The organism is Pseudomonas anatoliensis, assembly GCF_017976235.1.
In the GTDB taxonomy this organism is placed as follows: domain Bacteria; phylum Pseudomonadota; class Gammaproteobacteria; order Pseudomonadales; family Pseudomonadaceae; genus Aquipseudomonas; species Aquipseudomonas anatoliensis.
In genome coordinates this window covers 389565-414064 of sequence record NZ_JACVHC010000002.1, presented here as the reverse complement: position 1 = coordinate 414064, position 24500 = coordinate 389565, and the positions used below count along the sequence as shown (strand labels likewise).

Genomic DNA, 24500 nt, shown 5'->3' with positions numbered 1-24500 from the left:
CTCATGGGCACCAGTAGATCTCTAACGTAGGTTGCAGAAACGCGCGCACCGGCATGGCCGCGACGTCATCGGATGCCAGAGCGGCATTCAGGGTGGTCAGTTTCGACTGACCGGAAATCGACAGAATCTTGTGTTCGGCCGAAGCCAGCAGCGCGCGGCTCATGGTCAGGCGCTGACGCGGCACACTCGGCGCCAGCATCGGCCAGCAACGACGCGTGCCGTCGGTTTGCAGCGCTTCGGCCAGGTTCGGGCTATCGGGAAACAGCGACGCGGTGTGGCCGTCATCGCCCATGCCCAGCACCAGCACATCGATTGGCGGCAGTTCAGCGAGCAAACGGTCAGCCTGTTCGGCAGCCTGCTCGACATTCGCCGCAGCGCTGTAGAGGCTGAGGAATTGCGCTTTGGCCGCAGGCCCCTTGAGCAGATACTGCTTGAGCAGACCGGCATTGCTGTCGGCATGTTCAACCGGCACCCAGCGCTCGTCGGCGAGGGTCACGATGACCTTCGACCAGTCCAGCTCCTGCTTGGCCAAGTGCTGGAAAAAAGCCACCGGGCTGCGACCGCCGGACACCACCAGCACCGCGTTGCCGCGTGCAGCGATGGCATCGCTCAGTTGCTTGGCCACATTCAGCGCCAGACCTTCAGCCAACAGCACCGGGCTCTTGAACTCGTGGGCATTCACGCCCGCCGGCAGTTTCACATCAGATATCGCCATACCACGACCTCCCGTCCCGCGTGATCAATGCAATGGAGCTCATCGGCCCCCACGACCCGGCCGCATACGGCTTGGGCGCGTCACCGGATTTTTTCCACCCGGCGATCAGTTGGTCACACCATTTCCACGCGGCTTCAATTTCATCTTTACGGACAAACAGGTTCTGATTGCCGTTCATCACTTCCAGCAACAACCGCTCGTAGGCATCGGGGATCCGCGCGCTACGCCAGGTGTCGGAGAAATTCAGTTGCAGCGGACCGCTGCGCAGTTGCATGCCTTTATCCAGGCCCTGCTCTTTGGTCATCACGCGCAAGGAAATACCTTCGTCCGGTTGCAGGCGGATGATCAGTTTGTTGCTGATCTGCAGGCGCTGCTCGGGGGCGAAGATGTAGTGCGACGGTTCCTTGAAGTGGATGACGATCTGCGACAGCTTTTGCGGCATACGCTTGCCGGTACGCAGGTAAAACGGCACGCCGGCCCAGCGCCAGTTGCGGATGTCGGCACGCAGGGCGACGAAGGTTTCGGTGTCGCTCTGGGTGTTGGAATTCGGTTCTTCGAGGTAGCCCGGTACGGATTTGCCTTCGCTGTGACCGGCAATGTACTGGCCGCGCACGACCTGGGTGGTCAGGCCTTCCGGGCTGATCGGTGCCAGTGCCTTGAGCACTTTGACTTTCTCGTCACGGATGCTGTCGGCGGACAGGTCGGCCGGCGGGTCCATGGCGATCAGGCAGAGCAGCTGCAACAGGTGATTCTGGATCATGTCGCGCAGCTGGCCGGCCTTGTCGAAATAGCCCCAGCGGCCTTCGATACCGACCTTCTCGGCCACGGTGATTTCCACGTGGGAGATGTAATTCTGGTTCCACTGGGTTTCGAACAGGCTGTTGGCGAAACGCAGGGCGATCAGGTTCTGAACGGTTTCTTTGCCCAGATAATGGTCGATGCGGTAGGTGCGGTTCTCCGGGAAGAACTGCGCCACGGCGTCGTTGACCTTGCGCGAGGATTCCAGATCGGAGCCGATCGGTTTTTCCAGGACCACGCGGGTGTTTTCTGCTAGGCCGACTTTCGCCAGGTTCTCGCAGATCGCGCCGTACACCGCCGCCGGGGTGGCGAAGTAAGCAATCATTCGTTGCGTGCTGCCGGCCATTTCGGCCAGCGCGACGTAATCTTCAGCCTTGAGGAAGTCGACGTGCAGGTAGGTCAGGCGCGCCAGAAAACGTTCGGCGACGGCCTCGTTCAACTCTTTGCCGACATAGCGGCGCAATTCGGCGGCGATGAACGCCAGGTGCTGCTGCTCGCTGCCGTCTTCACGGGCCAGCGCGATGATGCGCGTGTCCTCGTGCAACAAGTCAGCGCCATCGAGGTGGTAAAGGGCAGGAAACAACTTGCGCAGGGCCAGATCGCCAAGAGCGCCGAACAAGGCAAAGGTGCACGGTTCAACCGTAATCGAAGGCATGATGTTTGTTCTTTTATCAAGTTAAGCTACAAATACCTTTTTTCAAGGCATCACTCAAGGGAAAATGTAGTAATAACCACAACATTTTCGCAAAATACAGATTCCGTGTGGTGGTCGGTCGGAGCCATCAGTAGGATAGGCCACCGTTACGGGCGATATCAAAGGCCCAATTTGCATAGCCCGGCGCACCTTTGCGCAGGTGAATTAGGAATTCCATATGGATCGCGTGCGAAATTTACTGGAACAGATCCAGAGTCGCCTTGAAGACCTGAACAAGGCCGAACGCAAAGTCGCCGAAGTGATCCTGCTCAACCCGCAGCAGGCCACCCGCTTCAGCATCGCCGCCCTTGCCCAGGCAGCGTCGGTGAGTGAGCCGACGGTCAACCGTTTCTGCCGTTCGTTCGGCGTCAGCGGCTACCCCGAGCTCAAGCTGCAACTGGCGCAGAGCCTGGCCAGCGGCGCGGCGTACGTCAGCCGGGCGGTCGAGGCTGATGACAATCCCGAAGCGTACACGCAGAAGATTTTCGGCAGCGCCATCGCCTCGCTGGACAGCGCTTGTCAGGCGCTTGATCCGAACCTGATCAGCCGTGCCGTCGACCTGTTGATTCAGGCGCGGCAGATTCACTTCTTCGGCCTCGGGGCTTCGGCGCCGGTGGCTCTGGATGCGCAGCACAAGTTTTTCCGTTTCAACCTGGCGGTGACAGCGCATGCCGATGTGTTGATGCAGCGAATGATTGCTTCGGTGGCGCACACCGGTGAGCTGTTCGTGATCATCTCTTACACCGGCCGCACCCGTGAACTGGTGGAAGTGGCGCGCATTGCTCGCGAGAACGGTGCTTCGGTGCTGGGCTTGACCGCCGAGAATTCGCCGCTGGCCAAGGCCAGCACCTTGAGCCTGAACATTCCATTGCCGGAAGACACCGACATCTATATGCCGATGACTTCGCGGATCATTCAGTTGACCGTGCTGGATGTGTTGGCGACCGGGATGACGCTGCGTCGCGGGGTGGATTTCCAGCCGCATCTGCGCAAGATCAAAGAGAGCTTGAATGCGAGCCGGTATCCGGTTGGAGATGAATTCAACTGATCGCTGATGATTCTTTATTGAATGATCCGGCATCATCGCTGGCAAGCCAGCTCCCACAGTGTCGGTGTCGTAAGCAAAATCGATGACCACCACCGAACCTGTGGGAGCTGGCTTGCCAGCGATGGGGCCAGCAGCAACAGTACAAACTCAGGCAGCCGCCCACGCCTGCAAACTCAAATGCGCCTTTTCCCCCGGCGCCAGATGCAGACTATCCGTCCCACCCGCCGCCGCTTCCACACACACAAACTCCAACACTTCATCCCAGCTCACGCCCAACAACGGCCGCGAGCCCGGATGCCACACCACCGTGTCTGCACTGTCACCCGTATCGATGCACAACTCGCGCTGCCAGGCGTGATCCTTGAGCTGCAATTCACCATCGTGCTGAAACACCCGCTGACAGCCACCATCGACCCGCAACTCGCCTTCCTGCTGGCAAACCTGGCGGTTCAACTGGTCATAACCTTGCGCGCCTTCGAGCCCAGACAGCGCTATCTCACCGACATCGCCAATACGCCAGTAAGCGTGCAAAGCCTGGCTCAACTGGCACGGCATGTCGTCCTGATGCTCGGTGCTCAGGCGTAGTTCCATGCGTTCGCCAAGGTGCGCGTGCAGGTCGACCTGCCAGTCGCACAGTTGCAATTGCCAGTGCAGACGCACGCCGTCTTCGCAGCTGCTGCTGTCTAGCAACTTCCAGTCGAGCAGGCGCGCCCAACCATGGGAGGGCCAGGCGTTTTCGCTTGGATGGCGGCCATACCACGGCCAGCACACCGGCACACCACCACGGATCGCACCCACATGTGGCCACTTCGCCGCACACCACAGCCACGGCTTTTGCCCGCGCGGCTGAAAATGCAGCAACTGCGCGCCCTGCCGACTGAACACCGCCTGACACAGCGGATGATCGATCACCAACACGTCGCGCATCTGATAGCGCTCCCAGGCGAACACCGGTTGTTCGCGCAAGGATTTGAAGAAGCGTTGTAGCGGATGCTCATGCATGGGCCACGGTCCTGAAAATCATGGGGTACTCAATTACCTTTGTATCCAGTGAACACTGTGGCGAGGGGATTTATCCCCGCTGGGCTGCGAAGCAGTCCTGAAACCATTCACCGAGGTGTGTCAGCCAGATTGTATTTACCGGATTTGGGGCTGCTTCGCAGCCCAACGGGGATAAATCCCCTCGCCACAATAAATCCCAGCAAAACATCAAATCTCATCAGCACAAAAAGTCCCAGCACCACATCAAATTTCAACAGTGCAAAAAGTCCGCGACACATCTCGGCAAAAAAAAGCGGACAGCCTTGGCTGTCCGCAAATATGCGCACATAGAGAGGAGCTTATCGCAGACGCGTTAGAACACCGACTGAATTTTCAAGCCGGCGACCAGAGCGTTGTCCACTTCATCAACACCGCCCGGGTGTGTGATGTATTGCAGGTTAGGACGCACGGTCAGCCAGTTGGTGACGTGGAAGCCGTAGTTGATCTCGTAGTTGTATTCGGTTTCACGAATCGGCGAGAACACCGGATTGTCGTAGTCCGAAACACCGTTGGAAACGTTGAGCAGCTCGGCGTTTTTCTTCACGTCATCGTTGACGTGGATACGCGCCGCGCCGATACCGACGTCATCCTTGGGACGTGCGTCGAACGGGCCTTTGTAGACAAACATCACCGACTGGTAGTTGTCGATGAAGTTGGTGTCCTTGTCGTGGAACGTGGCGTTGGCCGCGATGTTCAGACCGCGCGAGGCATCACCGTTGTGGCTGGTGAGTTGCTGTTGCGCCACGAACCAGTAGCCGCTTTTGCTGCTGTGAGACTTGTAGGCGTCGCCAGTAGTCGCAGCGTCGAAACCATTGATGTCTTCACGAACATCATCAGCATCGGCCGTGCTCTTGTAGTAACCGACGCGGTATTCGCCCGGCAGGCTGTTAACCTTCGGCGACCAGACCAGTTCGACCGGCAAAACGGTGCCTTTGGTGCCGCTGCCGCTGAGTTTGAAGCCGTTGCCGTGCTCCAGTTGCGACGGGTTCTGGTTGTACGCACCGATCTGAGCGTAGAGCTCATCATTGATGTTGTACTTCACACGAATCGCGGCCTGGCTGACGGGCCAGTTGTACCAGATGTTGGTCGCCCAGTTACCCACTTGCGAACCGCAGAACGCCAGGTTCTGGAAGTCGCACGGGAAGGTGTTGAAGTCTTCGCCTTCACCGAAGTAACCGGCCTTGACGTCGAGTTTGTTATCGAAGAACTGGTGCTGAATCCACAACTGGGTCAGACGCACCATGTGGCCACGGCCATAGACTTCCTGCGACGAACTCAAGGTGCCGGCACGCGGATCGCCAACACGGTCGTTGGAGATGTTGTAGCCGTTACGGTTGGTCAGCTGGATCTTGGCCTGAGTGTTGTCCCAGCCCCACAGCTTTTGCAGATCGAGTGCCACGCCCAGACCGAATTGGTCGGCGTAACGCGCAGTCTTGTCGTCGTTGTAGCCACCGTTCAGGTTGCCACCGACTTCCCCAACGTAGTCGGCCTTGATGTCGATACCCTGCTCGATCAGCTTGGTCCGCTCGCCGCCCCAGTCACCGGTCATCCATTTGGAGTCGGAGCTGAAAGCATCCGCCGCCATCGCATTGCCGGCCAGCACCAGTGCTGCCGCAGCTGACACTTGGCAGATCAACCGGGCATTGACGTGTTTCATTTTCATCCCTACATCCTCGTCTTTATTGTTATTAACTGTTTTTATCTAACGCGGTTTACATCGCCGTGAGAGCAGCCCTTGTGGAGAGGGGATTTATCCCCGATGGGTCGCGAAGCGGCCCCAAAAAGCTGGGGGTGCTGCGCACCCCATCGGGGATAAATCCCCTCACCACAAAAGCTCACTCCTACATTTTGATCTTCAGCGGCCCTTGAACTGGGCGACGTTGGCGCTGTGCGCTTCGGTCTTCGGCTGCGCCGCAACGCCCAACCGCTCGCCAGTCTTGGCATCAAACAACAACACTTTCGACGGATCGAATTGCAGCGTCAGGCTCTCGCCTACCTGCGGCGCCACGTCTGGCGCCAGACGGCAGCAGACCTTGGTGTCGTTCAGATTGACGAACACCAGCGTGTCCGGACCGGTCGGTTCGGTGACCTGCACTTCAGCACAAATGCTCGGCAGGCCATTGCCCTCGCCGTTCGCCAGAACGATCTGTTCCGGGCGCAGGCCGAGGATCACTTCGCGGTCTTCAAGACCGGCGTCCTGCATGCCCATCGGCAATTCGCAACGGGCCTGGCCGCTGTCGAGCAGCGCCAGCAGACGACCGTCCTTGCGTTGCAGACGCAGCGGGATGAAGTTCATCGGCGGCGAACCGATGAAGCTCGCCACGAACAGGTTGGCCGGGTCGTTGTAGATCTCTTTCGGCGTGCCGAACTGCTGAATGATGCCGTCCTTCATCACCGCAACCTTGTCGCCCAGGGTCATCGCTTCGATCTGGTCGTGGGTCACGTACACCGTGGTGGTTTTCAGGCGCTGGTGCATCAGTTTCATTTCGGTGCGCATCTCGACGCGCAGCTTGGCGTCGAGGTTGGACAGCGGTTCGTCGAACAGATAGATCTTCGGCCGACGCGCCAACGCACGGCCCATCGCCACACGCTGTTGCTGACCACCGGAGAGCTGGCCCGGCTTGCGGTTGAGCAAGTGTTCGATCTGCAACAGCTTGGCCACGCGAGCAACTTCTTCGTCGATCGCCGACTGCGGCATCTTGCGAATCTTCAAACCGAACTCGATGTTCTCGCGCACGCTCATGGTCGGGTACAAGGCGTAGGACTGGAACACCATGGCGATGTCGCGATCCTTGGGGCTCATGCCGCTGACGTCTTGATCGCCAATCATGATCGCGCCGCCGGTGATGGTTTCCAGCCCGGCGATGCAGTTCATCAGGGTCGACTTGCCGCAGCCCGACGGGCCGACGAGGATCAGGAACTCACCTTCCTTGATCGACAGTTCGATGTTCTTCAGGGTGTCCGGCAGGCCGGGGCCATAAGTCTTGTTTACGTTGCGAAGTTCGAGCGTTGCCATGATTACCCCTTGACCGCGCCGGCCGTCAGCCCGCGCACGAAATACTTGCCTGCGACCACATAGACCAGCAGGGTCGGCAGGCCGGCGATCATCGCCGCTGCCATATCAACGTTGTATTCCTTGGCGCCGGTGCTGGTGTTGACCAGGTTGTTCAGCGCCACCGTGATCGGTTGCGAATCACCGCTGGAGAACACCACACCGAACAGGAAGTCGTTCCAGATCTGGGTGAACTGCCAGATCAGGCAGACCATGATGATCGGCGTCGACATCGGCAGAATGATCCGCCGAAAAATGGTGAAGAACCCTGCACCATCCAGACGTGCGGCTTTCACCAACGCATCAGGAATGCTCACGTAGTAGTTACGGAAAAACAGCGTGGTGAACGCCAGGCCGTAAACCACGTGGATGAACACCAGGCCGGTGGTGGTGCTCGCCAGGCCCATCTTGCCGAGGGTGAACGAGGCCGGCAGCAGCACGGTCTGGAACGGCAGGAAGCAGCCGAACAGCAGCAGGCCGAAGAACAGTTGCGAACCACGGAAGCGCCAGAACGACAGCACATAGCCGTTCAGCGCGCCGATGGCGGTGGAGATGATCACGGCCGGGACGGTGATCTTGATCGAGTTCCAGAAGTAGCCGTCGACGGTGGCCCAGGCTTTCACCCAGCCGATGCCGGTGACCACGGTCGGCCAGCTCAGCAGGTTGCCGGTGCCGATGTCTTCCGGGGTCTTGAAGCTGGTCAGCAGCATGACCACCAGCGGCACCAGATACAGGAACACCGCGAGGATCAGCACCGCGTAGATCGCGATGCGACTCAGGCTGATGGGGGATTTGGCAGCGAGACTAGTCATTACGCTTGGTCCTCAGCTCGGAGTACAGGTAAGGCACGATGATCGCGAGAATCGCACCGAGCATCAGAATCGCACTGGCCGAGCCCATGCCCATCTGGCCGCGACTGAAGGTGAAGGAGTACATGAACATCGCTGGCAGGTCGGAGGAGTAACCCGGACCACCGGCCGTCATCGCCGCGACCAGGTCGAAGCTCTTGATCGCGATGTGCGCCAGAATCATCACGGCACTGAAGAACACCGGACGCAGGCTTGGCAGCACGACTTTCCAGTAGATGCGCGGCATGCTCGCGCCATCGATCTGCGCGGCACGGATGATCGATTGATCAACCCCGCGCAGGCCGGCGAGGAACATCGCCATGATGAAGCCCGAGGCTTGCCACACAGCGGCGATCACCAGGCAGTAGACCACGCGATCCGGGTCGATCAGCCAGTCGAGACGGAAGCCTTCCCAGCCCCAGTCACGCAACAATTTGTCCAGGCCCATGCCCGGGTTGAGCAGCCATTTCCACGCGGTACCGGTGACGATCATCGAGAGCGCCATCGGATACAGGTAAATGGTGCGGATAAAGCCTTCGCGACGGATACGCTGGTCGAGGAACACCGCCAGCAACACGCCGATCACCAAGGTGATGCCGATGAACATGCCGCCGAACATCGCGAGGTTCTTGCTCGCGACCCACCAGCGATCGTTGTCGAACAACCGCGCGTATTGCGCCAGACCGGCCCACTTGTAGTTGGGCAGGAATGTCGAGGTGGTGAACGACAGGACGAACGTCCACAGGATGTAGCCATAGAAGCCCACCAGCACGATGAACATGCTCGGCGCCAGCACCAGTTTGGGTAGCCAGCGTTGCAATGCATCGAACGGCGAGGCCTTGCTGAACACAGCAACAGAACTCATGGGGAAATCCAGTACTAGAGAAAAGGACTACTTGTTGTGCATTCCCTTCCCATGTGGGAGCGGACTCTTGTGGCGAGGGGATTTATCCCCGATCGGCTGCGAAGCAGTCGCAAAACCATTGCACACGGTGTTTCTGATACCCACCCATTGCAACTTTTTTGGGGCCGCTGCGCGGCCCATCGGGGATAACCCCCCTCACCACAAAAGCCCTTTCCCACAGGAGGGGCATGCGATGCCAAGGACTATTTGGACGACTTGATCGCCGCGCCGAGTTTCTTGGCGGTGTCGGCCGGGTCGGCTTTCGGGTCGTTGATGTAGTTGGTTACTACGTCAAAGAACGCGCCTTGCACGGCCAGCGTGGTCGCCATGTTGTGCGCCATGCTTGGCTGCAGGCCGCCGGACTTGGAGTCCGCCAGGAAGTCTTTGGCAGCCGTCTGTGCGCAGGAGTCGAAACCGAGTTTCTCCATGTCGTTCAACATGTCGATTCGTACCGGGATCGAGCCTTTGTTGATGCTGAAGACTTTCTGGAAGTTTTCACCCAGCACGACTTTGGCGATGTCCTGCTGACCAGCCGCGGTGCCCGCGTCTTTCTGCTTGAACACGGCCAACGAGTCGATGTTGTAGGTGAACGCCTTGTCGGTGCCCGGGAAAGCTACGCACTGGTAATCCTTGCCGGCGATTTTCTTCGCGGCGGTCCATTCGGACTTGGCCCAGTCGCCCATGATCTGCATGCCGGCCTTGCCGTTGATGACCTTGGCCGCTTCCAGGTTCCAGTCCTGGCCTTTGCCGTCGGCGTCCATGTAGGTCGCGACTTTCTTCAGCTCGGTCAGCGCCTTGACCATTTCCGGGCCAGTCAGCGCAGCGTTGTCCAGATCGACCAGGGCTTTCTTGTAGCCATCAACACCCATGACCGAGAGCACAACGGCTTCGAACACGGTGCTGTCCTGCCAAGGCTGACCGCCGTGAGCCAGCGGGATGAAGCCCGCAGCCTTGAGCTTGTCGCCAGCGGCGTAGAATTCTTCGAGGGTGGTCGGGGCTTTTTCGATACCGGCTTTCTTGAAGACTTCCGGGTTGATCCACAGCCAGTTCACACGGTGAATGTTCACCGGCACGGCCACGTAATCACCGTCGTACTTCACGGTATCGGAGACTTTCTTGTCGAGCAGGCTGTCCCACTTTTCCGACTTGGCAACGTCTTTCAGAACGTCGGTGTCGAGCAGGCCGGTCGACGCCCATTCCTGGATGTCCGGGCCTTTGATCTGGGCAACGCCTGGCGGGTTGCCGGCAACTGCACGGCTTTTCAGCACGGTCATGGCAGTCGCACCGCCACCACCGGCGACTGCGCCGTCTTTCCAGGTGAAACCGTCTTTTTCGACTTGGGCCTTGAGCACATCAACGGCAGCTTTTTCGCCACCGGAGGTCCACCAGTGCACGACTTCCACCGAACCTTTGGATTCGGCAGCGGAAACACTGAGAGGCAGAATTGCGAGCGGGAACAGGGAGGCGACAGAAATGACAGTAGCGAGGCGAGAAATCGCATTCATCTGAGATGTACCTTTCTTGTTGTTATGCGTTGCAAGTCTGGTGCTTGCGCTGCACAGGAGTTTAAACAGGGCGATTCCCCTCGCAGGTAACGAAGGGACGCGCGAATGTCACCACATGGTTACACAGGAATGCTCTGGGACAACTGTGCCAGCGCAGTGGCCATGCTCGGCGCCAAGGGTAGGCGCGGAATCAGCACCGCTTGCCAGGCGTGATACAGATCGGGTTTGCCCGGCCAGATATCGGCACTTGGAGTGTTTTGCGGATTGAGCTCGTGATGCCAGCTGCCATCGCAACGGTCGATGAAATTCACGTCGCAAAAATCCCAGAACAGTCGGTACCAGGTTTCGTATTGCTCATCGCCGGTGCGTTTGAGCAAAGCGCTGGCTGCAGCGCTGGCTTCGGCATGCGTCCAGTGCAAGCGATGGCGGACCACGGCTTTGTTGTTCCAGTCGAGGGTGTAGACGATGCCCGGCGCGCCATCGACATCCCAACCGTAACGGCAGTTTTGCTCGAAGAGTTTCTGCGCGTCGGTAGCGAGCCAACCGGGGGTGAGCATGCCGGCCTGCACCCGCGCCGCTTCGAGGTGCAGCAACAGCCGCGCCCACTCGAAACCGTGGCCCGGCGTGGTGCCGTAAGGACGGAAGCCGTCGGCGGGATTGTCATGGTTGTACTCGCGCAGCGGTTGCCAGTCGCGGTCGAAGTGCTCAATGACCAGATAATCGTTGGCGGCTGCGTGGCCGTGAATCACTCGCTCGACGATGCGCTGGGCGCGCACCAGCCAGCGTGGGTCTTCGGTGACATCAGCGAGGGCGAGAAACGCTTCGGTCGCGTGCATGTTGCTGTTGGCGCCGCGATAGGCTTCCTCTTCGCTCCAGTCGCGATTGAAGAATTCGCGCATGGCGCCCTCTTCTTCGCTCCAGAAATACGTGTCGATAATGTCGATCGCATCATCGAGCAGCGCCTGCGCGCCGGGACGTTGCGCGACCACCGCCGAGCTCGCCGCCAGTGCAACGAAGGCGTGCAAGTAAGCGTTCTTGCCCGTGTTGTCATCGCGATGCTCGGCCACCGCAAACCAGCCGCCGTGCAGCGCATCACGCAACGGCCCGCGCAGGGCGGCAATGCCGTGATCGACCAGTTCGGCAAATCCCGGCAACCCCTGAATGTGGGCCATGGCGAAGCTGTGGGTCATGCGCGCGGTGTTCATGGTTTCGGCTCGTGCGTTCGCCGGCAAACGGCCGCGTTCGTCGAGGTTGCCGAAGCCTTCAGGCAGGCGTGATGCCTTGGCGAAATCCAGCAGACGCAGGCCTTCGGCGGCTAGCCATTGCTGGTGCGCGGGGGCATTGAGCCAGCTGCTGAAGCCGGGGTCGAAGTGATCCATGGGGGGCCTTTTTTGTTGTTATGACTGCGGGGAGTCTAAACAACGGGCCGGGGTGGGCTTGTAACGAAGGGGACGGGTTTTGTCACTGATCCGTGACATGAAAAAGATCGCAGCCTTCGGCAGCTCCTACAGGGATCGGTGTAGGAGCTGCCGAAGGCTGCGATCTTTTGATCTTCAATCCACCGACCGCGGCAACTGCAACGTTACCCGCAACCCACCCTCACGCAGGTTCTGTAACGTCACCTCACCGCCATGGCTATGAGCGATATTGCGCGCAATCCCGAGGCCGAGCCCATACCCCTGCTGCTGCCCCGCCAACCTGAAGTGCGGCTCGAACACCTGCTCCAGCCGCTGCTCCGGCACGCCCGGCCCTTCATCATCGACGTGCAGGACAAACGCACTTTCATCGTCATCAATGTGCAGATGGGCGTTCTGCCCGTACTTCAACGCATTGTCGATCAGGTTGCCGATGCAGCGCTTCAAAGCCAGAGGTTTGCCCGAATACGCCGCCAGCGCCCGCCCATGCTGGGTCACGCGACCATTGCCGTTAGGCGCCAGATACGGCTCCACCAGACAATCGAGCACATGATTGAGATCGACCGGTTCGATGTTTTCGTGGATGTCAGTGTCTTTCACGCATTGCAACGCGCCTTTGACCAGCAGCTCCAACTCATCCAGATCACGACCGAACTTGATTTGCAGCTGTTCGTCTTCGAGCAGTTCGACGCGCAAACGCAGACGGGTGATCGGCGTGCGCAAGTCGTGGGAAATCGCGCTGAACAATTGGCTGCGTTCGGTCAGGTAACGGCTGATGCGCTCGCGCATGGTGTTGAACGCGCGGCCGACCTCGACCACTTCACTGCCGCCGCCCTCCGCCACCGGTTCGACGTCGGCGCCCAGCGACAGATCCCGCGCGGCCCGGGCCAGGCGCTTGAGCGGCCGGCTCTGCCAGTGCACCAGCACACCGATGAACAGCAGCAGAAAACCGCTGGTGAGGACGATGAACCACACTTGCTGCGACGGCAGGCCTTGCTCTTCAAGGCTGGTGTAGGGCTCGGGCAACAGCGAGGCGATGTACAGCCATTCGCCCGGCGCCATCTGAATCTGCGTGACCAGCACTGGCGGATTCACCGGCTCAAGGGTTAGCGCGTAGTGCGCCCAGGAGCGCGGCAATTCATCAAGTTTCAGCCCGGCGTTGAAGATGCGCAGATCCTCGGGACTGACGAAAGACACCGAGATGTCGGTGTCGTGCCCGAGGGACTGACGCAGCACTTCGTCGACCGCTTTCATCACCGCGGCTTTACGCGGCGTGACCGGTAACACGTCCATGCCCAGCGGCTTGTCGTTGAGTGTTACGACAAACCGCGTGCCGCCCATGCTGCGCAATTGATCAAGCACAAGCGGCCGATAGGCCACCGGCAACGAACGAAAATAACTGACGCTGGCGGTCATCGAGTGGGCAAGGCTGCGGGCGCTGGTGACTAGGCCTTCGAGCTGGGTGGCGCGCAATTGCGAAACCCAGATCACACTCGACAAGGTCTGCGCAAACAGTACCGCCAACAGGGTCAGCAATAACATCCGCCCCAGCAGCGAACGCGGCACGGGCACCTTGGCGGCGAGCTTGCGCAGCGACTCAGTGACCATTGCCGGCAACCACGTTGGCTGCCAGTTGATAGCCGCTGCCGCGTACGGTGCGAATCAGCCGTGGCGGCTTTTCCGTGTCACGCAGACGTTGGCGCAAGCGGCTGACGGCCATGTCGACAATGCGATCAAGCGGCATCAAGTCGCGGCCACGGGTGGCGTTGCCGATGGTGTCGCGGTCGAGAATTTCCTGCGGGTGATCGAGGAACAGTTTCAGCAGAGCGAAATCGGCACCGGACAGAATCACTTCTTCGCCGTCGGTGTGAAACAGCCGATGACTGACCATGTCCAGTCGCCAATCGTCAAACGCCAGCACTTCACTGCCGCTGCGTTCCTGGCCGAATTGTGCACGGCGCAGCAGCGCTTTGATGCGCGCCTGCAATTCGCGGGGGCTGAAAGGTTTGCCGAGATAATCGTCGGCGCCGAGCTCCAGACCGATGACCCGGTCGGCCTCGTCGGAACTGGCGGTGAGCATGATGATCGGCACCTGCGCCTGACGCGGATGCTGACGCACCCAGCGGCACAGACTGAAACCGTCCTCGTCGGGCAGCATGACATCGAGGATCACCAGATCGCTCGGTGCCTCGTTGAGGGCCTGACGGAAACTGGCGCCATCGGCTGTGGCCCTTACCTGAAACCCGGCGCGGGTCAGATAGGTTTCCAGCAACTCGCGTATTTCCTGGTCGTCATCGACCAACAATATCGACTTGTTGACTGAGCTCACTTCGAAGGCATCCTTGTTGTTGGAATTGGGGCGGATTATGCCTTAAGCACTGATTTTACAAACACCACAAAACAACTGTAGGAGTGAGCCTGCTCGCGATAGCAGTCTTACATTCAACACATTGGTTGACTGACATACCGCTATCGCGAGCAGGCTCACTCCTACAGTTTGATTGCATTTCAGGTCGGGATTGACTGATCCAAGGCCACACCCGCGCCCATAAGCCCGGAATACGGTGCCGTCACCAGCCACACCGGAATGCCTTTGAAGTAATCGCTCATGCAGCCCTTGTCGGCAAAACTGCGGGCAAAACCACTTTCAAGGAAGAAGTCGGCAAAGCGCGGAATCACCCCACCGACGATAAACACCCCACCCCGTGCGCCAGTGGTCAGCACGTTGTTACCCGCCACGCGGCCGAGCCAGCAGCAGAACTGCTCCAGCACTTCCAGCGCAATCGGATCGCCTGCAAGGCCTGCGGCAGTAATGGCTTCTGGCGTTTCGAGCGTCGGCTCATGGCCATCCACCGCACAAATCGCCCTATAGACACGCGGCAAACCACCACCACTCAACGCAGTTTCGGCGCTGACATGGCCGATCTCGTTGTGGATATGCTGCCAGAGCTGTGTTTCACGCGGGCTGCTTAACGGCAGATCAACGTGCCCACCCTCGCCCGGCAGCGCCGCAAATCGGCCCTCGCCCAGATCGAGCAAAGTGCCGACGCCAAGGCCAGTGCCCGGACCAATCACCACTGCCGGACGCAACGGCTCTGGCGTGCCTTCGCACACCACCCGAAACTCGCCCGGCTGCAAACGGGTCATGCCCAGCGCCATCGCCGAGAAGTCGTTGACCAGCAACAACTGCTCGACCTGCAAAATGTTGCAGAACGCTTTGCGGCTCAGCCGCCAGTGGTTGTTTGTGAACTTGAATTCATCGCCACTCACCGGGCCGGCCACCGACAGGCACACCGAACCGATAGCGCCCGGCGCCAGACCGAGCCCGCTCAGGTAGAGGCTGATGGCCTCTTCCGGGCTGGCATGGTCCGCCGTGGCCAACACTTGAATCGATTCCAGTTGCTGGTTTTTCCACAACGCGAACCGTGCGTTGGTGCCTCCGATGTCACCGACCAAAGCCAGTTTCAATTAAGCGTCTCCAGGGCAGAAGTGAAGGCGCTGGCGCCCTGCTCCGCCGAGCTGAAGGCCACGCGCATGAAACCGAACAGTTCGCGACCGCTGCCAATGTTGTTGCCCAACAGGCCTTTGGCGGGTTCGCGCGCTGCAAATTCGTCGGCGTCCACTTTAAGTTCCAAAGTGCCTTTGACGCCATCGACGCGGATGATATCGCCCTCTTGCACACGAGCCAAAGCACCACCGACATAAGCTTCCGGACTGACGTGGATTGCCGCCGGGATTTTCCCCGAGGCGCCGGACATGCGCCCGTCCGTCACCAACGCTACTTTGAAGCCGCGATCCTGCAGCACGCCGAGGAACGGCGTCATCTTGTGCAACTCGGGCATGCCGTTGGAGCGCGGGCCCTGGAAGCGCATCACGGCGACGAAATCCTTCTCAAGCAAACCGGCTTTGAACGCGTCGGCCAGATCCTGTTGATCCTGGAACACCATGGCCGGCGCTTCGACAATCTGGTTTTCCAGCGCCACCGCAGACACCTTCATCACACCGCGACCGAGGTTGCCCTCCATCACCCGCAGACCACCCTCCGGCGAGAACGCGCGTGCCACCGGTCGCAAAATGTTTTCGTCGAGGCTGTCGACCGGGCCTTCGCGCCATACCAGTTCGCCGTTATCGAGGAACGGCTCTTTGGTGTACTTGCTCAAGCCGTGGCCGAGCACGGTGTTGACGTCTTCGTGCAGCAGGCCGGCACCGAGCAGTTCGCGGATCAGGAACGACATGCCGCCCGCTGCCTGGAAGTGATTGATGTCGGCTTTGCCGTTCGGATAGACGTGGCTGAGGGTCGGGACGACTTCGGAGAGGTCTGCCATGTCTTGCCAGGTCAGTTGAATGCCCGCTGCCATGGCGATGGCCGGCATGTGCAGGGTGTGGTTGGTCGAGCCGCCAGTGGCATGCAGCGCGACAATCGAGTTGACCAGCGACTTCTCGTCGACGATTTCGCCGATCGGCATGAAGTTGCCGTTCTGCTTGGTCAGGCGCGTGACTTGATGCGCCGCTTCGCGGGTCAGTGCATCACGCAGCGGCGTGTTCGGGTTGACGAAAGAGGCGCCCGGCAAGTGCAGGCCCATGACTTCCATCAGCAACTGGTTGGTGTTGGCGGTACCGTAGAACGTGCAGGTGCCCGGGCTGTGGTAGGACTTCATCTCCGATTCCAGCAGCTCTTCGCGGGTCGCTTTGCCTTCGGCGTACTTCTGCCGAACGTCGGCTTTTTCCTTGTTGGAAATGCCCGAGACCATCGGCCCGCCCGGCACGAAGATTGTCGGCAGATGACCGAAACGCAGCGAGCCCATCATCAGGCCCGGCACGATCTTGTCGCAGATGCCGAGCATCAGCGCGCCGTCGAACATGTTGTGGGACAACGCCACCGCCGTCGACATCGCGATCACTTCGCGGCTCGGCAGGCTCAGTTCCATGCCCGGTTCGCCTTGGGTCACGCCATCACACATCGCCGGAGTGCCGCCAGCGAACTGGCCGACCGAACCGATTTCACGCAAGGCGTTTTTGATTTGTTCAGGGAAGACTTCGTACGGCTGATGCGCCGAGAGCATGTCGTTATATGAAGAAACAATGGCGATGTTCGCCGAGTTCATCATCCGCAGGCTGTGCTTGTCTTCAGTGCCGCACCCGGCCACGCCGTGAGCGAAGTTGGCGCATTGCAGCTTGCCGCGCATCGGGCCGTCAGTTGCAGCGCCGCGAATCAGCGCAAGGTAAGCCTGACGCGTGGCGCGGCTGCGGGCGATAAGCCGTTCGGTGACCTCAAGGACGCGGGGATGCATGTTTAGAACTCCAGGCTAACGGATATGGCGACCTGATTGTCTATGCTGACCAAGGGCCCGCGCATTCGGGATGACGGACGGTTTTCTTGATCATTCGGACCAGTTGATTCAGGTCACTCGTTGTAGATAAAACAAAATATTGCCACTAAAAAGGCTTGTTTTCTATTTTTATGCGAATAATCTTGTAATTCCAACAACAAAACGACGGCGGCGCTGCTCCATGACTCTTCGAATTGCAATCAATGGTTTTGGCCGCATTGGCCGTAATGTCCTTCGCGCACTGTATACCCAAGGCTATCGACAGGATCTGCAGATTGTCGCCATCAACGATCTGGGCGACAGCTCGATCAACGCGCATCTGCTCAAATACGACACCGTTCATGGCACGTTCGACGCCGAAGTGGCGCACGACAACGAAAGCCTGACCGTCAACGGCGACCGCATTGCGGTCAGCGCCATTCGCAACCCGGCCGAGCTGCCATGGGCTGCGGAAAAAATCGATGTAGTCTTCGAATGCACCGGTCTGTTCACCGACCGAGCCAAAGCCGCTGCGCATATTACTGCCGGCGCGCGCAAAGTGATCATCTCGGCCCCGGCCAAAGGTGCCGATGCCACCGTCGTTTACGGTGTGAACCACGACATTCTGCGCCAGTCGCACCAGATCATCTCCAACGCTTCGTGCACCACCAACTGCCTGGCACCGGTGGCGCAAGTGCTGCACCGTGAGCTGGGCATCGAAAGCGGTTTGATGACCACGATCCACGCCTACACCAACGATCAGAACCTGACCGACGTCTACCACACCGACCCGTACCGCGCGCGTTCGGCCACGCAGAACATGATCCCGAGCAAGACCGGCGCCGCTGAAGCAGTGGGCCTGGTGCTGCCGGAACTGGCGGGCAAACTGACCGGCATGGCCGTGCGGGTGCCGGTGATCAATGTGTCGCTGGTGGATCTGACCGTACAACTGAAGAAAGAAGCCACGGCCGAGGAAGTCAACGCACTGCTCAAGGCTGCCAGCCAACATTCGAAAATTTTGGGTTACAACACGTTGCCGCTGGTTTCCAGCGACTTCAACCACAACCCGCTGTCGTCGATCTTCGACGCCAACCACACCAAATCCAGCGGCAAACTGCTGAAAGTACTGGCCTGGTACGACAACGAGTGGGGCTTCTCCAACCGCATGCTGGATAACTGCCTGGCATTGTGTAACGCCGAGTAAGCTTTCATTACAGCTTCCGGTAGTTGACTGACTCTCCCTGTAGGAACTGCCGAAGGCTGCGATCTGTTGATCTTGTTATAAAAACAACATCAAAAGATCGCAGCCTACGGCAGCTCCTACAGTTATCTCGGTGCAATCCAGACCTTTACCGATCTCTGACAAATCAATGCTTGACCATTCAGCTAGATGACAATCATTATCATTCGCTTGAAATGGATCAGGTCCTCCCGTGAGTCAATCGCGCTTCAACCACGTCTTCCTCACCCAGCGCATTTCGCTGCTGCGTACGCTGGAACGGATGGTCAACAATCACAGCACCGCTGAAGACCTGCTGCAGGAGACCTATCTGCGCGTGGCGCGGGCGCTGAACGAGCGGGCCATCGATCACCTCGAACCCTTTGTCTTCCAGACCGCGCGCAACCTGGCGCTCGATCATCTGCGTGCGCGCAAGATTCATTCGCGGACCATGGTCGATGACGTGCCGCAGGAAATCGTGCACAGCATCGCCGCCCCTGCCAGCAGCGCCGAAGACGCCGCCCACGCCGAACAGATGCTGGAGCGCTTGAACGTGAGTCTCAGTCAACTCAGCCCGCGCCAGCAGCAGATCTTCATCCTCAGCCGCCTGCACGGGCACAGTTATCAGGAAATCGCCGAAGAACTGAGTGTGTCCCTCAGCACCGTGCAGAAAGAACTCAAATTGATCATGAGCATTTGCATCGGCGTCGCCGAACGACACGACAGCAGCGGCAAGCTGTAAGCTTCACGCTCCAAGTAAAAACGAAAAGCAGTACACGCATCTGGCTTGCAGCTCGCAGCTTGAAGCTTGAAACTGCTTCGCCAGAAGCCCGAGGAAACACCGTGACGGACACCCATCGCTCGCCTTCGCCCGCGTCGGCGCAGGACGCTGCAAGTGCAATGGACCAGGCCCTGGACTGGCTCATCGTGCTCGGCAGTCCGGATGAGGAGCAGACCCGGCAGTTCCATGCCTGGCTGGCAGCGGATCCATTGAATGCCGAGGCGTTCGCCAAGGCTCAGGCAATCTGGGACGGTCCGCAAATCGCCCAGTGCGCGCAAAACCTGGCTTCAAAACCCGCGAAAGTCACCTTCCTCCAACGGCTGCGTCCACACTGGAAACCGCTGGCCACCGCCGCCGTGCTGGTGCTTGGTCTGTTCAGTTTCAGCAATCTGCCGATGCGTTTGCAGGCCGATCATCTGACCGTGGTCGGCGAACGTCAGCGCCTGCAACTGGAGGACGGCTCGCAAGTCCTGCTCAACACCAACTCGGCGTTCTCCAGCACCATCGATGATCAGCAGCGCGTCGCGCGGTTGTATCAGGGCGAAGCGTTTTTCGAGGTCGCAGCCAATCGCAATCAACCGCTGGAAATTGACGCCGGCCCGGTCAAGGCCAGCGTGCGCGACACCGCGTTCGCCGTGCGCTATCTGGACGGAATCGCGCAGGTCAATGTGCAGCGTGGCGATGTCGATTTGCGCGCCACCCACAACGATGCGCGGGTGCGCCTGTCAGCCGGGGAAAGTATCCGCATCGGCCCCAACGGTTTCGATCGCCCGGCCAAGCTCGACGCCAATACCGATCTGGCGTGGGTGCAAGGCCGACTGGTGTTCGAGAACTGCCCGCTGAATCAGGTGCTGGCCGAATTGCGCCGTTACTATCCGGGCTGGATCATCAACAACAACGAGCAGTTGGCCGGCGTTGCCGTGACCGGCAATTACCGCCTCGATCAGCCGCTCGATGTGGTGCGTTCTCTCGCGCACATCACCTCGGCGCGCCTGCAGGAATTCCCGGCGCTGGTCATCCTGAACTAAATGAGAATTATTTTTACTCGATAGCGTGAGCGCGTTCGTCTAGTTATAGCCAATGCAATTGATTCGCATCCTCGGATACGCGTCAGCAACTATAAAGATTCGTGCGACACGGAGCGCTATCGATGTCCCTTCGCCTTACCCGCCAGACCTCTTCCCCTTCCCGCGTATTGTCGCTGCTGACCGCGGCCATCCTCATGGCCGGCACCGCGCCACTGATGGCTGCGACCGAGCAACCAGCGCGCAACATGGGTGATTACTCTTTCTCTATCAGTCAGCAGCCGCTGGTGTCGGCGCTCAACGCGTTCACCTCCGTGACCGGTTGGCAGATCGGCCTGCCGGCAGAACTGGGTCAGGGCATCTCGTCGCCGGGTGTGCGCGGCTCGCTGCCACCGGAAAAAGCCCTGGAGCGCCTGTTGGTGGGGACCAACCTGAGCTTCCGCAAGCTGAGCAACAACAACGTCGTGCTGGAGAAGCGCAGCAGCAGCGGTGCACTGAATCTGGATCAGGTGACCATCAGCGCCACCCGCCAGGAACAGTCGGTGAACAGCGTGCCAAGCACCGTCACCGTGCAAACACGTGAAGAACTCGATCGCAACAACGTCAACTCCATCAAGGATCTGGTGCGCTATGAGCCGGGCGTGTCGGTCGGCGGCGCCGGTCAGCGCGCCGGGCTGACTGGCTACAACATCCGGGGTATCGATGGCGACCGCGTCCTGACGCAGATCGACGGCGTGCAAGTGCCGGACAGCTTCTTCAATGGCCCCTACGCCCAGACCAATCGCAATTACGTCGACCCGGAAATCGTCAAACGCGTGGAAATTCTCCGCGGCCCGGCATCAGTGCTCTACGGCAGCAACGCCATCGGCGGCGCCGTCAGCTACTACACCCTCGACCCGGACGACATCATCAAACCTGGCAAGGACGTCGGCGCGCGGTTGAAAACCGGTTACAGCTCCGCTGACGACAGCTGGCTGACCTCCGGCACGGTCGCTGGCCGCAATGGCGATTTTGACGGTTTGCTGCACCTGAGCCAGCGCAATGGCCATGAAACCGAATCTTATGGGGAAACCGGTGGCACCGGCCTGAACCGCACCGAGGCCAATCCCGAGGATGTACGCACCACCAACGTTTTGGCCAAACTGGGCTGGAACTACGCCGACGATGCGCGCTTCGGGCTGACCTACGAACATTACAAGGACGACCGCGACACTAACCAGTTGAGCGCTGTCGGCGGGCCGTTCAACGCTGGACGGGGTTTCGGTTTCTACAAATCCCGCACGGGCAACGATACCGTCACGCGCGAGCGTTTTGGCCTGGAACACAGCTTTGGTCTCGACAGCGCGCTGGCTGACAACATCAAGTGGTCGCTCAATTACCAGATCGCGAAAACCGACCAGAGCACCGAAGAAATCTACGCACCTTCGCGCACTGTATTGCGCGAACGCGAGACCACCTACAAAGATCGCCAATGGGTGTTCGATGCCCAGGCTGACAAGGCCTTCGCCATTGCTGACACCGACCACGTTGTCACCTACGGCACCACGATCAAACAAGACAAAGTCACCGGTCTGCGCACCGGCAGCGGCACTTGCCTGACCGTGGCCGGTGCCTGCCGTGTGATCGGCGCGCCAAGCGCTGCCGATACCCTGACACCTGCCAGCGACTTCCCCGATCCGACCATCAACAGCTACAGCCTGTTTGCCCAGGATCAGATCAGTTGGGGCAACTGGACTTTCCTGCCGGGGGCACGTTACGACTACACCCAGCTCAAGCCACACATCACCGACGAATTCCTGGTCACTGCCGACCAGAGCGGCAACGGCGTGGTAAGCGACAAGACCAAAACCTGGCATCGTCTGTCGCCCAAGTTCGGCACCACTTACAGCTTCAACGACAACTACACCTGGTACGGCCAGTACGCTGAAGGGTTCCGCACGCCGACCGCGAAAGCCCTGTATGGCCGTTTTGAAAACCTCGCCGGCGGCTATCAGGTCGCGCCGAATCCCGATCTCGACCCGGAAAAGAGCAAGAGCTATGAAACCGGCCTGCGCGGTCAGTTCGAGGCAGGCACGTTCGACGTGGCGGTGTTCTACAACAAGTACCGTGATTTCATCGACGAAAACGCCATCACCCCCGGTTACTCGGAGACCACTTTCCAGAGCAATAACATCAAGCACGCGACCATCAAGGGAGTGGAGCTCAAGGGTCGTCTGAACCTTGATGCATTCGGCGCGCCGACCGGCCTCTACACCCAAGGCTCGATGGCCTATCTCTACGGTCGCAATGATGACAGCGGGCAACCGCTGAACAGCGTCAATCCGCTGACCGGCGTGTTCGGCCTCGGTTACGACCAGGACAACTACGGTGCCCTGCTGAGCTGGACGCTGGTCAAGCGCAAGGACCGTGTCGACAGCAGCAGTTTCAACACGCCGGACGGCACCAGTTCCCAGTTCAAGACGCCGGGGTATGGCGTGCTCGACCTGGCGGGCTTCTACAAGGTTACCGACGACGTGACCCTGAACGCCGGCCTCTACAACCTGACCGACAAGAAATACTGGCAGTGGGATGACGTGCGCGGTTACGACAGCGTCGGCGAAGCCTCGGTTACACAACCGGCCAACCTTGATCGCCTGACCCAACCGGGTCGTAACTTCGCAATCAATCTGGTGTGGGACATCTGACCCCGCCGGCCTCGCTGCGCGTGTATACGCAACGCGCCGTGAGGCTTTTTTTACTGTCCGGCGCTTGCCCGTTCGTCTTGTTATCAAGCGCCTCATTTATCAAGGACACGTCATGACCTCTTCGGAAAAAGCCCTGCGTTCACAACGCCTGAACCAGATCACCCACGAGCCGCACAGCAAACTCGACACCTTGGTCAAGGCCCATGCACCGTTTGAAACCCGCGCCAACTTCGCCCGTTTCGTGGTCGCGCAATACCTGTTCCAGTCGGAACTGGTCGAGCTGTACAACGATGCCGAACTGACTGCGATCGTGCCTGACCTGCCGGCTCGCTGCCGCGCTGATGCAGCCAAGGCTGATCTGGCCGATCTCGACACCGAAGTGCCGGCACCGGTGGCCGGCGCGGTGAAAAACCCGAGCAAGGCCCGAGCGCTCGGTTGGATCTTCGTTTCTGAAGGTTCGAAGCTTGGTGCGGCATTCCTGATCAAACGCGCCGTGGCGCTGGAGCTGAGTGAAACCTTTGGTGCCCGCCATTTGGGCGAACCTGAAGGTGGCCGCGCCGAAGGCTGGAAGCGCTTCGTCAAAACCCTCGACGCGTTGCAATTCAGCGCCGAGGAAGAAGCCGAAGTCGAGCAAGGCGCGATTGACGCGTTCAACCGCTTCACCGTGCTGCTGGAACAGGCTTACGCGACAGAAGCCGAGCCTGCCTGATAGAAACTCTCCCTGTAGGAGCTGCCGCAGGCTGCGATCTTTTGATCCTGAAAACAACATCAAAAGATCGCAGCCTGCGGCAGCTCCTACAGGGGACAGAGTAAGTCTGTAAGATCCCCGTTCCGCTCTAGAAGCCGCCCGCTGAGCCCATGCCGCAACCAGCCTCCTCCAAACTCGCCCGTCTGCTGTTCGGTCTGCTGGCCTACGTCAGCCTCGGCATCGGCCTGATCGCCATTGTCGTACCCGGATTGCCGACCACCGAGTTCATCCTCCTCGCCGCCTGGGCCGCCACCCGCAGTTCACCGCGCCTGAGTGCCTGGCTGGAAAATCATCGGCTGTTCGGGCCGATCCTGAGCAACTGGCGCAACGGCAAGATCATCGCGCGCAAGGCCAAAGTCAGCGCCACGCTGAGCATGTTGCTGTGTGCGACGTTGATGCTGGTGATGCTCGATCACGGCTGGCCGATTTATTTGGCGATGGCCGGGATGGCCATGGGCAATCTATGGATCTGGTCGCGACCGGAAACTATCGCCACCCCTTCCTGACTGCCCATAACCCCCTGGTCAAAGGAGCTTCTGTGGTGAGGGGATTTATCCCCGATTGGCTGCGCAACAGCCACAAATCAGACCCCGCGTAGTGTCAGCCAAAACGGGTTGTCAAATTTTGGGTCTGCTGCGCAAACCATCGGGGATAAATCCCCTCGCCACAAAAGCATCTACCTGCATCCAGCCTCCTGCAACAACCCTGAAACAT

General features: G+C 59.6%; 20 protein-coding genes. 7 read left to right on the top strand and 13 right to left on the bottom strand.

From position 1 onward, the window contains the following. Position 1 precedes the first annotated feature (1 nt). Positions 2–715, bottom strand: a complete 714-nt coding sequence (gene pgl, locus ICA16_RS07205; RefSeq protein WP_210700301.1) for a 6-phosphogluconolactonase — start codon at positions 713–715, stop codon at positions 2–4. Beyond that, on the bottom strand, positions 702–2168 hold the full coding sequence (zwf, locus tag ICA16_RS07200; protein WP_210700300.1) for a glucose-6-phosphate dehydrogenase: 1467 nt from the start codon (positions 2166–2168) through the stop codon (positions 702–704). Before zwf ends, pgl begins: the two co-directional genes overlap by 14 nt. A gap of 226 nt (positions 2169–2394) precedes the next feature. Here zwf and ICA16_RS07195 point away from each other — a divergent pair, with 226 nt between their 5' ends. Beyond that, entirely contained in the window at positions 2395–3255 is an 861-nt protein-coding gene (locus ICA16_RS07195) for a MurR/RpiR family transcriptional regulator (RefSeq protein ID WP_171057240.1), read from the top strand. A gap of 147 nt (positions 3256–3402) precedes the next feature. Here ICA16_RS07195 and ICA16_RS07190 read toward each other — a convergent pair whose 3' ends face one another. From ICA16_RS07190 to edd, 11 genes are all read right to left on the bottom strand, one after another. Next, a complete protein-coding gene (locus ICA16_RS07190) occupies positions 3403–4257 on the bottom strand; it encodes a D-hexose-6-phosphate mutarotase (RefSeq protein WP_210554123.1) in 855 nt (284 codons plus the stop codon). 352 nt (positions 4258–4609) lie between these two features. After that, positions 4610–5959, bottom strand: coding sequence for a carbohydrate porin (locus ICA16_RS07185; protein ID WP_210700299.1), 1350 nt, complete (start codon positions 5957–5959; stop codon positions 4610–4612). Between the two features lie 192 nt (positions 5960–6151). Then, the gene (locus tag ICA16_RS07180; RefSeq protein ID WP_210700298.1) at positions 6152–7312 is read right to left on the bottom strand and encodes an ABC transporter ATP-binding protein; all 1161 of its coding nucleotides are present in this window, start codon (positions 7310–7312) and stop codon (positions 6152–6154) included. 2 nt (positions 7313–7314) lie between these two features. Next, positions 7315–8160, bottom strand: coding sequence for a carbohydrate ABC transporter permease (locus ICA16_RS07175; protein ID WP_150616137.1), 846 nt, complete (start codon positions 8158–8160; stop codon positions 7315–7317). Next, the gene (locus tag ICA16_RS07170; protein WP_042560606.1) at positions 8153–9061 is read right to left on the bottom strand and encodes a carbohydrate ABC transporter permease; all 909 of its coding nucleotides are present in this window, start codon (positions 9059–9061) and stop codon (positions 8153–8155) included. Before ICA16_RS07170 ends, ICA16_RS07175 begins: the two co-directional genes overlap by 8 nt. 242 nt (positions 9062–9303) lie before the next feature. Further along, on the bottom strand, positions 9304–10605 hold the full coding sequence (locus ICA16_RS07165; RefSeq protein WP_210554124.1) for an ABC transporter substrate-binding protein: 1302 nt from the start codon (positions 10603–10605) through the stop codon (positions 9304–9306). Between the two features lie 119 nt (positions 10606–10724). After that, the gene (locus ICA16_RS07160) at positions 10725–11984 is read right to left on the bottom strand and encodes a D-mannose isomerase (protein WP_210700297.1); all 1260 of its coding nucleotides are present in this window, start codon (positions 11982–11984) and stop codon (positions 10725–10727) included. 174 nt (positions 11985–12158) lie between these two features. Next, a complete protein-coding gene (locus tag ICA16_RS07155) occupies positions 12159–13628 on the bottom strand; it encodes an ATP-binding protein (RefSeq protein WP_150616140.1) in 1470 nt (489 codons plus the stop codon). Beyond that, on the bottom strand, positions 13618–14349 hold the full coding sequence (locus tag ICA16_RS07150) for a response regulator (protein ID WP_042560610.1): 732 nt from the start codon (positions 14347–14349) through the stop codon (positions 13618–13620). The genes ICA16_RS07155 and ICA16_RS07150 overlap by 11 nt, the downstream gene beginning before the upstream one ends. A 179-nt stretch (positions 14350–14528) precedes the next feature. Next, the gene (locus ICA16_RS07145) at positions 14529–15488 is read right to left on the bottom strand and encodes a glucokinase (RefSeq protein WP_210700296.1); all 960 of its coding nucleotides are present in this window, start codon (positions 15486–15488) and stop codon (positions 14529–14531) included. Beyond that, on the bottom strand, positions 15485–17311 hold the full coding sequence (gene edd, locus ICA16_RS07140) for a phosphogluconate dehydratase (RefSeq protein WP_150601625.1): 1827 nt from the start codon (positions 17309–17311) through the stop codon (positions 15485–15487). Before edd ends, ICA16_RS07145 begins: the two co-directional genes overlap by 4 nt. Before the next feature lie 220 nt (positions 17312–17531). Between edd and gap the strand changes: the two genes are divergently transcribed. The 6 genes from gap to ICA16_RS07110 all read left to right on the top strand — a co-directional run bounded on the left by gap (position 17532) and on the right by ICA16_RS07110 (position 24292). Further along, the gene (gene gap / locus ICA16_RS07135; protein ID WP_047300149.1) at positions 17532–18533 is read left to right on the top strand and encodes a type I glyceraldehyde-3-phosphate dehydrogenase; all 1002 of its coding nucleotides are present in this window, start codon (positions 17532–17534) and stop codon (positions 18531–18533) included. 229 nt (positions 18534–18762) lie between these two features. After that, positions 18763–19290, top strand: a complete 528-nt coding sequence (locus ICA16_RS07130; RefSeq protein ID WP_150601626.1) for an RNA polymerase sigma factor — start codon at positions 18763–18765, stop codon at positions 19288–19290. Between the two features lie 101 nt (positions 19291–19391). Beyond that, positions 19392–20357, top strand: a complete 966-nt coding sequence (locus tag ICA16_RS07125; protein ID WP_210554127.1) for a FecR family protein — start codon at positions 19392–19394, stop codon at positions 20355–20357. 122 nt (positions 20358–20479) lie between these two features. After that, entirely contained in the window at positions 20480–23038 is a 2559-nt protein-coding gene (locus ICA16_RS07120) for a TonB-dependent receptor (protein WP_210700295.1), read from the top strand. A gap of 112 nt (positions 23039–23150) precedes the next feature. After that, a complete protein-coding gene (locus ICA16_RS07115) occupies positions 23151–23747 on the top strand; it encodes a biliverdin-producing heme oxygenase (RefSeq protein WP_150616145.1) in 597 nt (198 codons plus the stop codon). A gap of 149 nt (positions 23748–23896) precedes the next feature. Continuing rightward, positions 23897–24292 (top strand): YbaN family protein, encoded by a 396-nt coding sequence (locus tag ICA16_RS07110; protein WP_210554130.1) that lies wholly within the window; start codon positions 23897–23899, stop codon positions 24290–24292. Positions 24293–24500: the final 208 nt, after the last annotated feature.

Excerpts from the sequence above, each read along its gene's own strand:
- pgl (WP_210700301.1), bottom strand. The coding sequence starts at position 715 with ATGGCGATATCTGATGTGAAACTGCCGGCGGGCGTGAATGCCCACGAG.
- ICA16_RS07115 (WP_150616145.1), top strand. The coding sequence starts at position 23,151 with ATGACCTCTTCGGAAAAAGCCCTGCGTTCACAACGCCTGAACCAGATC.
- zwf (WP_210700300.1), bottom strand. The coding sequence starts at position 2,168 with ATGCCTTCGATTACGGTTGAACCGTGCACCTTTGCCTTGTTCGGCGCT.
- ICA16_RS07165 (WP_210554124.1), bottom strand. The coding sequence starts at position 10,605 with ATGAATGCGATTTCTCGCCTCGCTACTGTCATTTCTGTCGCCTCCCTG.
- ICA16_RS07120 (WP_210700295.1), top strand. The coding sequence starts at position 20,480 with ATGTCCCTTCGCCTTACCCGCCAGACCTCTTCCCCTTCCCGCGTATTG.
- ICA16_RS07180 (WP_210700298.1), bottom strand. The coding sequence starts at position 7,312 with ATGGCAACGCTCGAACTTCGCAACGTAAACAAGACTTATGGCCCCGGC.
- gap (WP_047300149.1), top strand. The coding sequence starts at position 17,532 with ATGACTCTTCGAATTGCAATCAATGGTTTTGGCCGCATTGGCCGTAAT.
- edd (WP_150601625.1), bottom strand. The coding sequence starts at position 17,311 with ATGCATCCCCGCGTCCTTGAGGTCACCGAACGGCTTATCGCCCGCAGC.
- ICA16_RS07160 (WP_210700297.1), bottom strand. The coding sequence starts at position 11,984 with ATGGATCACTTCGACCCCGGCTTCAGCAGCTGGCTCAATGCCCCCGCG.
- ICA16_RS07185 (WP_210700299.1), bottom strand. The coding sequence starts at position 5,959 with ATGAAAATGAAACACGTCAATGCCCGGTTGATCTGCCAAGTGTCAGCT.
- ICA16_RS07175 (WP_150616137.1), bottom strand. The coding sequence starts at position 8,160 with ATGACTAGTCTCGCTGCCAAATCCCCCATCAGCCTGAGTCGCATCGCG.
- ICA16_RS07155 (WP_150616140.1), bottom strand. The coding sequence starts at position 13,628 with ATGGTCACTGAGTCGCTGCGCAAGCTCGCCGCCAAGGTGCCCGTGCCG.
- ICA16_RS07170 (WP_042560606.1), bottom strand. The coding sequence starts at position 9,061 with ATGAGTTCTGTTGCTGTGTTCAGCAAGGCCTCGCCGTTCGATGCATTG.
- ICA16_RS07190 (WP_210554123.1), bottom strand. The coding sequence starts at position 4,257 with ATGCATGAGCATCCGCTACAACGCTTCTTCAAATCCTTGCGCGAACAA.
- ICA16_RS07110 (WP_210554130.1), top strand. The coding sequence starts at position 23,897 with ATGCCGCAACCAGCCTCCTCCAAACTCGCCCGTCTGCTGTTCGGTCTG.